The organism is Litorivivens lipolytica (assembly GCF_014191715.1).
Classification (GTDB): Bacteria; Pseudomonadota; Gammaproteobacteria; order Pseudomonadales; family Spongiibacteraceae; genus Litorivivens; species Litorivivens lipolytica.
Map to the genome: position 1 here is coordinate 1,453,082 of NZ_JACHWY010000001.1, position 15,180 is coordinate 1,468,261.

17 protein-coding genes and 1 other RNA gene are annotated in these 15,180 nt (G+C 56.6%); 5 read left to right on the forward strand and 13 right to left on the reverse strand.

Annotated elements, in window-relative coordinates; genetic code table 11:
* Positions 1–5: 5 nt before the first annotated feature.
* From FHR99_RS06640 to rsmI, 6 genes are all read right to left on the reverse strand, one after another.
* On the reverse strand, positions 6–1,736 hold the full coding sequence (locus FHR99_RS06640) for a peptidoglycan D,D-transpeptidase FtsI family protein (RefSeq protein ID WP_183409725.1): 1,731 nt from the start codon (positions 1,734–1,736) through the stop codon (positions 6–8).
* Complete coding sequence (gene ftsL, locus FHR99_RS06645) at positions 1,717–2,004, reverse strand: cell division protein FtsL (protein ID WP_183409726.1); 288 nt, start codon at positions 2,002–2,004, stop codon at positions 1,717–1,719. The genes FHR99_RS06640 and ftsL overlap by 20 nt, the downstream gene beginning before the upstream one ends.
* A gap of 21 nt (positions 2,005–2,025) precedes the next feature.
* Positions 2,026–2,949: a 16S rRNA (cytosine(1402)-N(4))-methyltransferase RsmH gene (rsmH, locus tag FHR99_RS06650; protein WP_183409727.1), complete on the reverse strand. Its 924-nt coding sequence runs from the start codon at positions 2,947–2,949 to the stop codon at positions 2,026–2,028.
* 9 nt (positions 2,950–2,958) lie between these two features.
* Positions 2,959–3,402: a division/cell wall cluster transcriptional repressor MraZ gene (gene mraZ, locus FHR99_RS06655; protein WP_183409728.1), complete on the reverse strand. Its 444-nt coding sequence runs from the start codon at positions 3,400–3,402 to the stop codon at positions 2,959–2,961.
* Positions 3,403–3,722: 320 nt separating this feature from the next.
* Positions 3,723–4,077: RNase P RNA component class A (gene rnpB / locus FHR99_RS06660), an RNA gene on the reverse strand.
* 40 nt (positions 4,078–4,117) lie between these two features.
* A complete protein-coding gene (gene rsmI / locus FHR99_RS06665; RefSeq protein WP_183409729.1) occupies positions 4,118–4,960 on the reverse strand; it encodes a 16S rRNA (cytidine(1402)-2'-O)-methyltransferase in 843 nt (280 codons plus the stop codon).
* A gap of 50 nt (positions 4,961–5,010) precedes the next feature.
* On the opposite strand from rsmI, the gene FHR99_RS06670 reads away from it, so the two are divergent.
* The 4 genes from FHR99_RS06670 to FHR99_RS06685 are packed head-to-tail and all read left to right on the forward strand — an operon-like array spanning position 5,011 to position 8,484.
* Complete coding sequence (locus FHR99_RS06670; protein WP_183409730.1) at positions 5,011–6,972, forward strand: penicillin-binding protein activator; 1,962 nt, start codon at positions 5,011–5,013, stop codon at positions 6,970–6,972.
* A complete protein-coding gene (locus FHR99_RS06675) occupies positions 6,920–7,336 on the forward strand; it encodes a YraN family protein (RefSeq protein WP_183409731.1) in 417 nt (138 codons plus the stop codon). The genes FHR99_RS06670 and FHR99_RS06675 overlap by 53 nt, the downstream gene beginning before the upstream one ends.
* The gene (locus tag FHR99_RS06680) at positions 7,326–7,916 is read left to right on the forward strand and encodes a D-sedoheptulose-7-phosphate isomerase (RefSeq protein WP_183409732.1); all 591 of its coding nucleotides are present in this window, start codon (positions 7,326–7,328) and stop codon (positions 7,914–7,916) included. The genes FHR99_RS06675 and FHR99_RS06680 overlap by 11 nt, the downstream gene beginning before the upstream one ends.
* Positions 7,909–8,484 carry a BON domain-containing protein gene (locus FHR99_RS06685; RefSeq protein ID WP_183409733.1) on the forward strand — a complete coding sequence of 192 codons (576 nt, stop codon included), beginning with the start codon at positions 7,909–7,911 and terminating at the stop codon, positions 8,482–8,484. The genes FHR99_RS06680 and FHR99_RS06685 overlap by 8 nt, the downstream gene beginning before the upstream one ends.
* 3 nt (positions 8,485–8,487) lie before the next feature.
* On the opposite strand, the gene FHR99_RS06690 is transcribed toward FHR99_RS06685, so the two are convergent.
* The 7 genes from FHR99_RS06690 to zapE form a co-directional block, all read right to left on the reverse strand.
* The gene (locus FHR99_RS06690) at positions 8,488–8,883 is read right to left on the reverse strand and encodes a ClpXP protease specificity-enhancing factor (protein WP_183409734.1); all 396 of its coding nucleotides are present in this window, start codon (positions 8,881–8,883) and stop codon (positions 8,488–8,490) included.
* 22 nt (positions 8,884–8,905) lie between these two features.
* Positions 8,906–9,553: a stringent starvation protein SspA gene (gene sspA, locus FHR99_RS06695; protein ID WP_183409735.1), complete on the reverse strand. Its 648-nt coding sequence runs from the start codon at positions 9,551–9,553 to the stop codon at positions 8,906–8,908.
* Positions 9,554–9,610: 57 nt separating this feature from the next.
* A complete protein-coding gene (locus FHR99_RS06700) occupies positions 9,611–11,671 on the reverse strand; it encodes a ubiquinol-cytochrome c reductase (RefSeq protein ID WP_183409736.1) in 2,061 nt (686 codons plus the stop codon).
* On the reverse strand, positions 11,672–12,271 hold the full coding sequence (petA, locus tag FHR99_RS06705) for a ubiquinol-cytochrome c reductase iron-sulfur subunit (protein WP_183409737.1): 600 nt from the start codon (positions 12,269–12,271) through the stop codon (positions 11,672–11,674).
* Between the two features lie 240 nt (positions 12,272–12,511).
* A complete protein-coding gene (gene rpsI, locus FHR99_RS06710) occupies positions 12,512–12,904 on the reverse strand; it encodes a 30S ribosomal protein S9 (RefSeq protein WP_183409738.1) in 393 nt (130 codons plus the stop codon).
* A gap of 15 nt (positions 12,905–12,919) precedes the next feature.
* Positions 12,920–13,348, reverse strand: coding sequence for a 50S ribosomal protein L13 (gene rplM, locus FHR99_RS06715; RefSeq protein WP_183409739.1), 429 nt, complete (start codon positions 13,346–13,348; stop codon positions 12,920–12,922).
* Between the two features lie 97 nt (positions 13,349–13,445).
* Complete coding sequence (gene zapE / locus FHR99_RS06720) at positions 13,446–14,552, reverse strand: cell division protein ZapE (protein WP_183409740.1); 1,107 nt, start codon at positions 14,550–14,552, stop codon at positions 13,446–13,448.
* A gap of 150 nt (positions 14,553–14,702) precedes the next feature.
* On the opposite strand from zapE, the gene FHR99_RS06725 reads away from it, so the two are divergent.
* Complete coding sequence (locus FHR99_RS06725; RefSeq protein ID WP_183409741.1) at positions 14,703–15,179, forward strand: ZapG family protein; 477 nt, start codon at positions 14,703–14,705, stop codon at positions 15,177–15,179.
* The last annotated feature ends 1 nt before the right edge of the window (position 15,180 follow it).

A 15,180-nucleotide genomic window follows, 5' to 3' on the forward strand; every position in this document is an offset into this window, starting at 1 on the left:
CATTGTTACGCTGAACCCGGTTTCTTGTTTTTCGCTTTTTCGGCGACCATTTCTTCCACCGCATCCGGTGCGATGTTTAACAAACGCATGGCTTCGCCGGTCACTCGGGAAAATACCGGGGCGGCGGCTTCACCACCGTAGTATTTGCCGCTGCCCGGCTCGTCGATGGTGACAACCGTCACCACCCGCGGATTCGTGGCCGGTGCCATGCCGACAAACAGGGACAGGTAGCGATCATCCGCGTAGCCCCCTTCGCCAATCTTGTGAACGGTTCCGGTTTTACCTGCCACGCGGTAAGCATTGATACGCGCACGAGTTCCGGTACCACCGGGGCGAACAACCGACTCAAGCATGGCGGACACGCTGCGTGCGACGGGCTCTTCAATAACGCGATATGACTCAGCGGCCTGAGCTCGCTGAATCAGGCTGACCGGTTGCAGCACACCACCATTGGCAAGCACGCCGTAGGCCTGCGCCAACTGCAACGCGGTGACCGACAACCCGTAACCGAAGGCAAAGTTGGCACGCTCTATTGGCAGCCACTTGGGTCGATTCGGCAGCAGCCCATTGCTTTCGCCGGGAAAGCCAATTCCCGTTGAGCGACCGAGGCCGATACGCTGAAACACATCCCACACCCATTGCTCATTCAGTGCGAGTGATAACTTGCTGATTCCGACCTGGCTGGATTTACGCAGCATGCCTTCCATATCCAGCTCGCCATAGTTCACCGGATCCACCAGCGTTTTAGCGCCGATGCGCATATGGCCCGGATTGGTATCGATCGTCGATTCCGCCGTGAACTTGCCGCTCTCCAGTGCCGCCACCACAGTAAACGGCTTCACTGTAGAACCGGGCTCAAAGACATCGGTTACAGCGCGGTTGCGCAGTGCTGCCAAGCGCAGCTCAGAGCGATTGTTAGGGTTGTAGCCGGGCTGATTAGCCATCGCCAAGACTTCGCCGGTTTTGCTGTCGATCATGACCACAGAGCCGGCCTTGGCCTGGGAGCGCTGCAGGGCAAGCTTCAATTCTTTGTAGGCCAGATATTGCAAGCGCAGATCTATCGTCAGCTGCAGATCGTTACCGGGACTCGCCGCACGACCATCGTCCAGATCGCGGATTATGTTGCCGTACAGATCTTTCAGCACCCGCTTGCTACCGGGCGTGCCGCGCAGCCACTCATCGTAGGCCAGTTCCAACCCTTCCTGACCGCGATCATCGATATTGGTGAAACCCACCAGATGGGCTACGACTTCGCCGGCCGGGTAGTAACGCCGGTATTCCCGCTGCATATACACACCGGGAATCCCTGCCGACAGCACTTTCTCTGCCTCGGCGGGCGTCAGGTGACGGCGCAGGTAAACAAAACGACGACCGGCCACTCGCTCTATTTTTTCGCGCAGTTCCTGCCGATTTAAGCCAAGCAACTGCGCCAACTCCGGTACCCGTCCCATGGCGTTAACCAGCTCTTTGGGATCAGCCCAGATCGACGCCACCGGCGTACTCACTGCCAGCGGTTCGCCATTGCGGTCGGTAATCATGCCGCGGTGAGCGGGAATCTGTTCGGTGCGAATAGTACGAGCGTTGCCCTGCCCCTGCAGAAAATCGCGACCACGATCTGCATCCAATACCTGCAGGTGAAGCGTGCGCCAGACCAGCATACAGGCGAGCGCAACCAGCCCCAGCACCATCACTAGGAAGCGCCATACCGGTACCGGTTCAGTGACCTGTTTGGCCATCAACTCTCACCAATTGCAATGCTTCGTTCTCGGGGACAACCATCATCAGTCGATCGGCTGCCAACTGCTCAACACGGTCGTGAGCCGCCCAAGTGCTGCGCTCCAGCAACAGACGACCCCAATCTTCATTCAGTCGGTAGGCCTGCTTCTGCAGCCCTTGCCACTCATTAAACAGGCGACGCGAATCATGGGAGCTGTCGATAACCGCAGCCGCCGAGGCTACGATCGCTCCTACCAATAACGCGATTGTCACTGTTCGCCCTGTCATAAGCCGCGCTCTCCAGCCCGGTCAGTGAATTTTTTCGGCAACGCGCATTACGGCACTGCGCGCGCGAGGATTGTTATCAATTTCCTCGCGCCCGGGCTTCTGCGCTTTGCCTATCAGTTTTAAGCGTCGTGTGACCTCACTTTCCTGCAAGGGGATATAGGCAGGAACATCCTGACCACGACTTTCTTTTTTCATAAACTGTTTAACGATCCGGTCTTCCAACGAATGAAAACTGATCACTACCAGCCGACCGCCGGGCTTGAGGTGATCCAGCGCTTTCGCCAATGCTGTCTCCAGATCACCCAACTCGTTGTTCACCTGAATCCGGATGGCCTGGAAGGCGCGGGTTGCCGGATGCTTGTGTTTTTCCCACGCGGGGTTAGCCTCGGCTACCAACTTGGCCAACTGCAGCGTTCGGGTAATCGGTGTTTCTTCGCGGGCTTTGACAATGGCACTGGCGATTCGCTTGGCAAAGCGCTCTTCACCGTAGACCTTCAGCACCCGAACTAACTCACTCTCTTCTACACGCGCCAGCCAGTCAGCGGCGCTTTCACCGGACTCGGGATCCATGCGCATATCGAGTTCGCCGTCACGAGTAAAACTGAATCCGCGTTCAGCCTCATCTAACTGTGGTGACGACACCCCGAGATCCAGCAAGATGCCATCCACTTCAGCGACGCCCTGCTCCGCAAGCGCCGCATCAAAATCCGCAAAGGACCCCCGATAAAACAGCAGGCGCTTGTCTTGCGCCTGCATGGAGTGAGCGGTGGCCATGGCCCGGGGGTCTTTATCCACCCCGAGCACCCGGCCGTCATCGTCAAGCCGGGATAGCACCTCCCGGCTGTGACCGCCGCGCCCGAATGTGCCATCGATGTAGAAACCCGACCGGTTGATCACCAGTGCCTCCACGGCTTCTTGCAGCAAAACCGATAAATGCTCGCTCATTCTTATCGCCTACAGTGACAGCGCACTGACGGCATCAGGGATATCGCCTTCGGGCTCATCCTCATCTACCCAGCTGTTCCAGAGCGCTTCGCTCCAGAGCTCCAGTTTGTTGTTCTGCCCCACCAGGATCAGTTTCTTTTCCAGCTGGGCGTAGTCGCGCAGCGTTTGCGGCAACAGCACCCGGCCGTTCGAATCCAACTCCAGCGGCGTGGCATAGCCCAACACCAGACGCTGAATGCGACGGGCCTTGGGATTCATATTGGGCAGTGCGGCAATTTTTTCCTGAAGCTCAGCCCACTCCTGCTCGGGGTAGACCAGCAGACAGCGGTCCTCGGTGTGGGCGGTAATCACAATCCGGCCTCCACAGGCATCCGCAAGGGCATCGCGAATCTTGGCTGGAATCGCCAAGCGCCCCTTCGAATCCATCGTGACGTTATTGCTACCGGTGAACACTCGTTCCCACCCCTATGGTTGTGGAGACCACTAAAAACCACTAAAAACCACTTTTTTCCACTTTCGCACACTATAGGGAGGCTGGGAGAGGAGTGTCAAGGAAAATGCAGGGTAAATGCTTTGATTTCTCAGGGTTTTGCGGTAAAAATGCAGGTATCTTCTGGAAAACCTCCAACCCCCAAACACCCATTTCTAAAGCAAATCAATCTAGTGGCGCACAAAGTTAAGGTAAACTCTCAAGAGTTTGCCCGCGGCTTGTCGGTTTGAGGGAAATGCCTGACGGGGTTGCCAGACTAAAAGGCTCGCCGAATGGCGAAAAAAATGAGAGTCGGTCTGTAAGCCGGGTTCTGTCTGGGACAGTCATTCATCTAGAACCAGCGTCACCGCTGGTTTCAAGCAGCCTACCCGAATCCACTGTGGGCCACAGCGCTGGATTCCTATTTGGCCTTGCTCCGAGTGGGGTTTACCATCGCCACGCCTGTTGCCAGCCGCGCGGTGCGCTCTTACCGCACCTTTTCACCCTTACCGAACAACCGGGAAGCTGTTTGGCGGTATCCTTTCTGTTGCACTTTCCGTAGGCTCACGCCCCCCAGGGGTTACCTGGCACTCTGCCCTATGGAGCCCGGACTTTCCTCCCCCTGCAAAATTGCAGGCGGCGACTGCCCGACCGACTCACATGGAAGAATATACAGTGTTCTGACTGAATGCAAGCGCTTCAATCACCCTCAGAGCGCTTTAGCCCCGCATCATAGAGCAGGTTTTTCTTCAGCCCGGTGATCTTCGCGGCCAACTGCGAGGCTTGCTTAAGCGGCAACTCATCCATCAACAGATACAGAATTCGCTCCGCCTCTGCGTCCAGCGCCTGCTGCCGCTGCGGGGCACCCTTGACGAGCAGCACACACTCCCCGCGCTGCTGGTTGCTATCCGCAGCAATCCACTCGGCCAGCTCACCGAGCGGCGCACGGCGAATCGTTTCATGCATTTTTGTGACTTCGCGGGCGAGCACGGCAATGCGATCGCTGCCAAACACCTCTGCCATGCCCTTGACGGTTTCCAGCAAGCGGTGAGGCGCCTCGTAGAAAATCAGCGTTCGGCTTTCCGCGACCAAAGCCTGTAACGCGGTAAATCGAGCTTGGGACTTGGCCGGCAGAAAACCCTCAAAACAAAACCTATCAGAAGGCAGGCCTGCGGCACTGAGTGCAGCAATGGCCGCGCAGGCACCCGGAATCGGAATCACAGGAATACCAGCACTGTGGGCCGCATCGACAATGCGGTAGCCGGGGTCGGAAATCAGCGGGGTTCCGGCATCACTGATCAACGCCACGCTGTCGCCGCCCTGTAGCGTCGACAATACCCGCTCTACAACGCGCTCATCACTGTGATCGTGGTAAGCAAGCATTGGGGTTTCAATAGCGAAATGCTGCAACAAAGGGCGACTATGCCGCATATCCTCGGCAGCAATCAGACCAACGGATTGTAGGACCTCTACCGCTCGCGGTACCATGTCTGCCCGATTGCCAATCGGTGTGGGTACAATATAAAGCGCAGACACCGCCATTGGCCTCTCCCAGTCAGATTTGCGCGCAGACTAACAGCGACTTGAAAGCAATGACAAGCATTTACCGTATTTCCGCCCTCGCACTGGTGGCGCTGCTGGCAGCCTGCTCCGGCACCCCAACAGAACCCGGTCAGAAGGCGAGTTATAAGCGGCAGGAACTGCCGATGGATCCGCAATTGAGCCCCCGAGAACAGGTTAACCTCTGGCTCGAGCGAGCGGCGGCGACAGAAGAAATTCCCGATAAACAGCACTACCAGCTGCGCGCCGCTGAATTGCTGCTGCGAGAACTGCAGCTGCCGCTAGCTGAAGAATTGCTTAGCAACGTCGATGCCTCAGTGCTGCCTGCCGAGCTCCGCGTGCAGTACGCTTCGCTCTCAGCCCGCATTCTGCGTAATCAGGGCAAGTTTCAGGAAGCATTGGCCCTGCTGAATGAAGAACAATTGCAAGACATGATCCTGATGGCTGACCTGCCCCGCCAACTGCAGATCAGCCAGTTACGAGCATCGTTGTACGCACTAGAAGGCCAGCACCTGGAGGCCGCCCAAGAGCGAATTTACATTGATCCACTGCTAGCCAGCAGCCAACAGGCGATCAACCGGGAAGGCATCTGGCACTCCCTATCTTACGTGTCCACCCGGCGTCTTATCGAAAGTCACCACAGTGCCACCAACCGCGACTTCCTCGGCTGGATCGAGCTGGCGTCAATCTCCAAAGACAATCAGGGCGATATAGATTCCCAGGTGCGCCAGCTCAATGCCTGGCTCCAGCGCTGGCCCAATCACCCCGCCGCCAACAACTTGCCGGGCGGGCTGACCCAACTGAGCGACATGGCGGCCGAAAAACCCCAGCAGGTCGCCATGATTCTGCCCTTCACCGGCAAGCTGGCCCCGCTGGGCAAAGCCATCCGCGATGGCTTTATGGCGACCTACCATCAGACCCGCGGGCGCGGTAACCCGGCGCCGCAGGTTCGCACTTACGACAGTGCGGACGGACAGCAGATCGGCAGCCTGTATCGGCAGGCCGTTGCCGACGGCGCCCAGCTGGTCATCGGCCCTTTGCGCAAAGATGTTGTGGAAACCCTGCTCGAGCAGGTGCCCGTGTTTGACGTGCCGGTACTGGCACTGAACCGCGCTAAAGGCGACCAGTTTCCTTTGAATTTCTACCAGTTTGCGCTGGCGCCGGAAGACGAAGCGAGGCAGATCGCGCGGATAGCCGCCAGTGAAGGCTTTCAACGGGCGATGGTGTTGATACCGGAAGGCGAATGGGGCATGAATGTCGCCCGCGCTTTTTCCGAAAACTGGAGTCAAGTCGGAGGTCAGGTCGTTGCCCAAGCCACCTTCAGCGGCAAAGCCAATGATTACTCCAAAATCATCAAGGACGCCATGCAACTGGATCGCAGCGAAAAGCGCGCCCAGAAACTGACCTGGCTGATCGGCAACAATATCGAATTCCATCCGCGCCGTCGCAGCGATATTGATTTCATCTTTCTGGTGGCGCGCCCCAGTGAAGCCTACGCCATCAAACCGCTACTAGCCTTCCACTACGCGGGCGACGTACCGGTCTACGCCACTTCCCACATATACTCTGGCATTCCCGCCCCGGCCAAGAACCGGGATATCGACGGTGTAAAGTTTGTTGATTCACCGTGGGCCTTAACCGATCAGGCCCCCGAGAAGTCCCTTATCCTGAAAGAGCTGCCGCAAAGCCGCCACTATCAGCGCATGTATGCTCTCGGAGTCGATGCCTACCGGCTTTACCCTCGCCTGCAGCAAATGGCACGATTGAACGAAAGCCGGGTTTATGGCGAAAGTGGCAGCCTAAGCCTGAATGAAGTGGGTCAGATCGAACGCCAGCTACTGCTGGCCGTATTCGAAGATGGTTTAGCCAAAAACATACCGCTGACAGACACAACGTTGGATAAGGACATCCATGACAAAGACATTGCCCCCGCAGAGCGGAATGCGCAGGAAGGCTACCGCGGCCAACAGAACACAGTTTGGGAACTTCGTTGAAGAGCAAACCTGCCGCTGGCTGACCCAGCAAGGCGTGCATATTCTGGAACGAAATTTTCGCTGTCGAAGCGGCGAGATCGATATCATCGGTCGCCACAGGGGATTCCTCGTTTTTATCGAGGTTCGCTTTCGCCGCAGCAATCGCTACGGCGGTGCGGCGGCCAGTGTCGACGCCCGCAAACAGCTGAAGCTGGCAAAGGCGGCGCAGTTTTTTTTGCTCCGTCATCGCGCATTGCAAAATGCAGCCTGTCGCTTTGACGTGATTGCGGTCAGCGGTAAGAATGTCCAACCGGGTAGCGATCAGCTGGAATTCGACTGGCATCGAGCCGCCTTTTCACTAGACGATATAAGCCATGCTTTCTGAATACGTATCCGATATTTTTCACAGCCATATCGACGCCGCTATGCGCTGCATCGATGCCAACAGCGAGTCCATTGCTGCAGCCTCAGAACTGATGGTCGGCTGCATGCTCAGCGAGGGCAAGATCTTCTGCTGCGGCGATGGCGCCAACAGCCTGATGCCCCATCTGTTAACGGCCAACCTGCAGAATCGCTATCAGTACGAGCGCCCGTCCTTGCCCGCCATTAACCTCAGCGCCGATACGGTTGTCACGGCAGGCATTACCGCCGACAGCGCCTATGGCGAACTCTATTCGCGCCAGCTGCAATCGCTGGGGCAGTCCGGCGATATTGTTGTTATTTATTATCAGGGCAACGTGTCGGCCGCCGTCGTTAAGGCGGTACAGGCAGCTCATGAGCGAGATATGACCATAATCGCAATTAGCAATGCGGACGGTAGCGAAACCAATGCACTGCTGACCGCCAATGACATCGAGATCGCGATTCCGCATAATAATCGCGCCCGCGTCAGCGAAATGCAGATGGTCGTTACCAATAGCCTTTGCGAGCTGGTTGAGATGCAACTGTTTGGAGCCAATGAATAACGTGCGCGTATACCTGATAGCTTTGTTTTCTACATTGATATGGCTTAGCGGCTGTACGGCCATTGTCAGCGCGACCAGTGAAGGTCCAATCCAGGAAGACCCGGGTGAACGCACCCTCGGCGCCGCCATCGACGATCAAATCATTGAAACCAAAGCCTTGGTGAATATCCGCGCCGCAGACCCGGCTCTCGACAATGCGAATATTGATGCTGTCAGCTACAACGGCATTCTACTGCTCATCGGGCAGGTGCCCTCGGAAACCCTTCGCCAACAGGCTGCGACTATCGCCGCCAATATCAAACGGGTGCGCCGGGTGCATAATGAACTGATCGTAACCGGCAAAACCTCGCTATTGGTACGCAGCAACGACGCCTGGCTTAGCACCAAAGTGCGCAGCAAACTGGCCTTCAGCGACAAGCTGGATTCGGGGCGCATCAAGGTGGTAACCGAAAACGGCGTGGTTTATCTGATGGGAATCGTCAGCGGGCAGGAAGCCGACATTGCAGCGGATCTTGTTAGACAGACCAACGGGGTGCAGCGAGTGGTTCGGGTTTTCGAATATCTGTGAGGCTTATTTAACGACTTTCAGACTGGGACGCTTCGGCGCGTCACCGCTCTCTGAACCATCACCATCCGAAGTCGGCGGCGGCACATCGCCATCATCCGGTTCAAACAGCATGCCCTGCCCGTTCTCTCTGGCATAGATCGCGAGTACGGCACCGACCGGCACCCAGATATCTTGCGACACACCGCCGAAGCGACCACTGAAACTCAAATAGGCGTTGTCGATCGTTAAACCCACTACCGCAGTCTCGGAAATATTCAGCACAATCTGACCGTCCTGAACAAAATCCTGCGGCACCACCACGCCCTCGCCCTCGGCGTTCACCAGAAGGTAGGGGGTGCACTGGTTATCCAGAATCCATTGGTAAATCGCCCGTATCATGTACGGGCGACTGGAACTCATCGACATAACAGAAAAGGAGCGATCAAACCGCTACTTGAGCCGAAGCCATTTCGCGCTCTTGCTCGGAAAGGCTTTCTTTGAAGGAAGGACGTTCAAACAGACGCTCCATGTAAGCCAGCAAAGGCTTGGTCTGTTTGGTATTGGGAATCTCGATACCCATCAGCGGCAAGCGCCACAGAATAGACGCCAGGCAGCAATCCACCAGCGTGAACTCATCGCTCATAAAGTATGGCTTTTCGCTGAACAGCGGGGAGATCGCGAGCAAGGTATCTTTCAGCTCTTTGCGCGCCTTATCCACGGTCTTGGCAGCACCACCGGCCAGAATCTGATCTACCAGCGCACACCAGTCGCGCTCAATGCGATAGATATACTGACGGCTCTCGCCACGAGCAACCGGATACACCGGCAACAGCGGCGGGTGCGGGAAGCGCTCGTCCAGATACTCCATCATGACCTTGGACTCGTACAAAGCCAGATCACGATCAACCAGCGTAGGCAGGCTGTTGTAGGGATTGATGTCAGCGATTTCCTGCGGCAGGTTATTCGGGTCTACATGAATAACATCGACCGTTACGCCCTTTTCGCAGAGAACAATACGAACCCGATGGCTATAGTGGCTGTTCGGGTCGGAAAAAAATGTCATGGTTGATCGCTTGGCGACAATCCCCATCGAGCTTTCCTCACAAAAATCTAAACGGAGCGGCCGCGGATGCGGCCGCCGGTTCTGTTAGTGTACGTCTTTCCAGTACTCGCGATTCAGCAAGAACGCAAAAACGAAAAACAGAGCAATAAAGAGTAACACATAAATGCCCAGCTGCTTGCGCTCAGCCTGCATGGGCTCACCGATGTACTCCAGGAAGTTCACCAGGTTGTACATAGCGGTATCGAATTCAGCGGGGCTCATGGAACCTTCCTGAACCAGCGTGAAGCTGCCACAGGGGTTCAAGGCCTTACCGGATTCATCAAACAGAATATTCTCACCAGTCAGCTTGTCGCGCAAAATGCCACCGTTCTCGTCGCGAACCGGGCCGGGGGCGCAAGCCTGCAAACCCTGCAGCTCTTCCAGTACATGGGGCATACCCACATCAGGAAATACCCGGTTGTTCACACCGTAGGGGCGAGACTCATCCTGATAGAAGTTGCGCAGGTAAGTGTACAGCCACTGGGGGTTGCGAGAACGAGCGATCAGCGTCAGGTCAGGTGGTGCAGCACCGAAGAACTGCTTGCCGTCTTTAAACGACATAGACCCTTCCATAAGGTCACCGATCAGATGGCTTGAGCTGAATTTCAGGTTCTCTTCAAACAGATCAACCGGAATGCCCAGATCGTCAGCGGTGCGCTTGTAGCGAGCGTACTGCAGACCGTGACAGCCCATGCAGTAGTTCATATAAAGCTGGGCACCGCTTTGCAGCGATGCCTTGTCAGTAACATCAAACTCAACTTCATCACAGGGAATGGTGCCACAGGCGTAGGCGCTTTCCGCACCGACCGCCTTGATCGGGATGATGGCCAGACCCATGATCAGGATAAAGGCACCGACACTGCGCCAGAAACCCATACCGCCATTCATGGTCACACGCTCAGGTACCGGCTTGGTCTTCTCAAGGCTGGTCCAGATCGGCATGGCCAGGAAGAACAGGAAGTAAATCACTGAACAGATCTGAGCCAGAATGGTACGACCTTCGGTCGGCGCCTTCACACCCAGATAACCCAGGATGATAAAGGAGGAGGCAAACAGCACCAGCGCAACCTTACTGAACATCCCTTTATAACGGATGGAGTTCACCGGGCTGCGATCCAGCCAGGGCAGTACAAACAAGATGGCTACCGAGGCAGCAAAGGCGATGAAGCCCAGCAGTTTATCGGGAACCGCACGCAGTACCGAATAGAACGGCGTGAAGTACCAGACAGGCGCGATGTGCTCAGGGGTCTTCAGGCTGTTGGCAATTTCAAAGTTGGCATACTCGATAAAGAAGCCACCCATTTCCGGCAGGAAGAAGATCACCGCACAGAAGATAAACAGGAATACCGCTACCGCCTGCAGGTCATGCACGGTGTAGTACGGGTGGAAAGCAACGCCATCCAGGGGCTTGCCGGTCTCATCCTTGTTCTTCTTGATATCAACGCCATCGGGGTTGTTGGAACCCACTTCGTGCAGCGCCAGCAGGTGAAGCACAACCAGCGCCAGCAAGACGATGGGCAGCGCCACCACGTGCAGGGCAAAGAAGCGGTTCAGGGTAATACCGGAAATCAGGTAGTCACCACGCACCCACTGTACGATGTCTTCACCCACCACCGGGATCGCCCCAAACAGCGAGATGATAACCTGGGCACCCCAGTAGGACATTTGCCCCCAGGGCAGTACATAACCGACGAAAGCCTCTGCCATCAGAATGACAAAGATCAGCATGCCGAACACCCACACCAGCTCGCGCGGCTTTTTGTAGGAGCCGTAGAGCAGACCGCGGAACATGTGGAGATACACGACCACAAAGAAGGCCGAGGCGCCGGTGGAGTGCATGTAACGGATGATCCAGCCGAAGTCCACATCACGCATGATGTATTCAACGGAGCGGAAGGCTTCTTCTGAAGACGGGGTGTAGCTCATGGTGAGCCAGATACCGGTCAGCAGCTGATTAACCAGAACCAGCAGCGACAGGACACCGAAGAAATACCAGAAGTTGAAGTTCTTGGGCGCGTAGTATTTACCCATGTGGGTATTCCACGCACGCATGATCGGCAGGCGATCATCAACCCAGTCACGCAGACCAATAAGCATGTTAATCATTTACGCCGCCTCCTGATCTACGCCGATAACCAATACGTTGTCGCTTTCATAGCTATAGGGCGGCACCACCAGATTGTCAGAGGCGGGAACACCCTTATAGACGCGACCAGCGAGGTCAAACTTGGAACCGTGACAGGGGCAGAAAAAGCCGCCTTGCCAGGTATCGCCACCGAGGTCGGCCGCGCCAACTTCGAAGCGTTTTTTCGGCGCACAGCCGAGGTGGGTACACAGACCAACCAGCACCAGAATTTCGGGCTTGATCGAACGGGCCTGAGGATCAACATAGGCCGGTTGCTGGGCCGCATTGCCTGACTGCGGGTCTTTCAGGAAGTCGTCGACCTTGTCGAGACCGGCAACCTGCTCGTCGGTGCGACGCATCACGTACACCGGCTTGCCACGCCATTCCTTGACGACCATCTGGCCCGGCTCAAGCTTGCTGATATCAACCTTAACGGGCGCACCGGCCGCTTCGGCCTTGGCGCTGGGGTTCCAGGAACCCACAAACGGCACTGCGACACCAACAGCCCCTGCCGCGCCCACTACCGATGTAGCGGCGGTCAGGAAGCGTCGACGCCCCGTATTTACTCCGTCATTGCTCATGACGTTTCCCCCATTACTCAGAAAAGTCCAGGATGATTCAGGGATGGGAAAGGCAAACCTGAGTCAGAATTCAAATGGGGGCAAATAGTAAAGAAATTGCCCCTGTGTGACAAGGCGAATCTCCCTCTACACGGCGCTTCCAGCGCGGTAAGGCGCAAAAAAAACGCCCTGCGAAATAACTCCACAGGGCGTTTGAAAGACACCGGAGAGAAGACCTCTCCCAGCAACTCTGCCGTGCGATTAACGCTTGGAGAATTGCGGCTTCTTACGTGCTTTGCGCAGACCCACTTTCTTACGCTCAACTTCACGAGCGTCGCGGGTAACGTAGCCAGCCTTACGCAGCGAACCGCGCAGACCTTCGTCGTACTCCATCAGAGCACGCGTGATGCCGTGACGAATCGCGCCCGCTTGACCAAAGCTGCCACCACCGGCAACGGTCACGTTGACGTCAAACTTCTCGGTCAGCTCAACCAGTTCCAGCGGCTGACGCACGATCATGCGCGCTACTTCGCGACCAAAGTACTGGTCCAGCGGACGCTTGTTGATGGTGATTGCACCGGTCCCCTGCTTCAGAAACACACGAGCAGTTGAGGTTTTGCGGCGACCGGTTCCGTAGTATTGGCTAGCTGACATAAATTTGGCGTCCGATTAGATCTTGAGTTCTTGCGGCTGTTGCGCAGCGTGAGGGTGAGCTTCACCTGCGTACACTTTCAGTTTCTTGAACATGGCGCGACCCAGCGGGTTACGCGGCAGCATGCCCTTTACAGCGCGCTGCAGAACACGCTCAGGCGCGCGCTCGATCAGCTTCTCGAAGCTGAACGACTTCAGACCACCCGGGTAACCGGTGTGGTGGTGATACATTTTGTCAGTGGCTTTTTTACCGGTGACCGCAACCTTCTCGCAGTTGACCACAACGATGTAATCGCCAGTATCAACGTGCGGAGTGTATTCCGGCTTGTGTTTGCCACGCAGGCGATGTGCGATCTCGCTGGCCAGACGCCCCAAGGTTTTTCCTTCGGCATCAACCACATACCAGTCACGCTTCACAGCGTCAGGGTTTGCACTATAGGTTTTCATCAATCCTGCCCCAAAGGCTCGTACATAAGAAAGAGCGCGAATACTACAGAACCGGCCCTGCCATTTCAAGCGTTTAATAGCCGCTGGCCAGGGATTTTTATGGCCTGTGCTCGCGCGCCAGATAGTCGTGCGACTGCATCTCCAGCAGCCGACTGACCGTGCGCTGGAATTCGAATTCCAGGCGCCCGCCACTATACAGGGATTCGAGCGGCACCGCCGCTGACATCACCAGTTTTACATGCCGATCATAGAATTCGTCGACCATATTAATAAACCGCCGCGCCTGATCGTCGTTTTTACTGCCCATTTGGGGCACATTACTGACCAATACCGCGTGGTAAATGCGCGCCAGCTCGATATAGTCATTCTGGCTACGCGGCCCGTCACAGAGCACCTTGAAGTCAAACCAGACGACATCATCGGCCACGAAGCGCGCCTTGATCTGACGCCCCTCAATATCCAGCTCGACATCGGCCTGCCCCGGCTCCGGCGACAACTTCTCGAAAGAATCTGCCAGACTTTCATCCGCCTCGGGGTCCAGCGGGCTGTGGTAAAGCTCAGCCTGCTCCAGCGTGCGCAGACGGTAGTCGATACCGCCATCCACGTTAACCACCTTGGTGCGCGCCTTGATCAAATCGATCGCCGGCAGAAAACGGGCCCGCTGCAAGCCGTCTTTGTAAAGCTCTTCCGGCACAATATTCGAGGTCGCCACCAGCACCACCCCCCGGGCAAACAGCTCCTGGAACAGGCCCGCCAGAATCATGGCGTCAGTGATATCGGAAACGAAAAACTCATCAAAACAGATGACCCGCGCCTCCCGGGAAATCCGGTCCGCAATCACGGTCAGCGGGTTCTTTTCGCCCGCCAGCATTTTCAGATCGCCGTGCACCCGGCGCATAAAGCGGTGGAAGTGCGCGCGCATCTTGCGCTCAAAGGGCAGACACTCGTAGAAGGTGTCCATCAGGTAGGTCTTGCCGCGTCCGACACCACCCCAGAAATAGAGCCCTTTCACCGGCTCGCGCTCTTCACCAATAAAACGCCCGAGCAGCCGCTGCACCACACTGGCCGCCTTTTGAGTCTGCTCCAGCTCAACCAGCTCGTCATAGAGGCGCTGCAGACACTCGACCGCATGCATCTGCGCCGGATCCGGCGTGAAATCGGGCCGCTGAAGGTCAGCGTTATAGCGCTCCAGAGGGGTTGCCATGGTCAGTGTTTGCGTGCGCGATAGCCAAAGAGGGCGCAACTTTAACGATAGCGGAGACTTTTCGCAATTTTTGCAAGCGATTCGCTTTCGCCGGGGCCGGCAGCCGTTATACTAAAGCCCTCTCTTATGCACTGCCCTCTGGAGTGATTTGTGTACGAAACTTCAACCGTTGCCCTGATCGCCTTTGTCGCCCTGATCGTCGGCCTCGCTGCCGGCGCCTGGCTGATCAACAAACTGTCACCCTCCCAGCAGAACCGCAAGGCCCTGGAAAAACACATCCAGAAGCTGCAGCGCCAGCAGCAGGATTATCAGGACCAGGTAAACCAGCACTTCAGCAAAACCGCTGACCTGCTGAACCAGATGACTGAAAGCTACCGCGACGTGCACAACCACCTCGCGAAAAGCGCCAGCGAGCTGACCAGCCACGGCATCAGCCCACTGCAAGCACTGCCCGAGGATCGCCCCTTTATTCAGGGCGAGCCACTCAAAGTCGCTGCCGAGCAGCCTCTCGATTACGCCCCGCGCAAACCCGGCGGTAAAGGCGCTCTCGATGAAGACTACGGCCTGGACAAGGCCGAGAAAGAAAAGAAAGAAGCAGAGCGCGTAGCCGCCCCAACCGGCCTGTAAA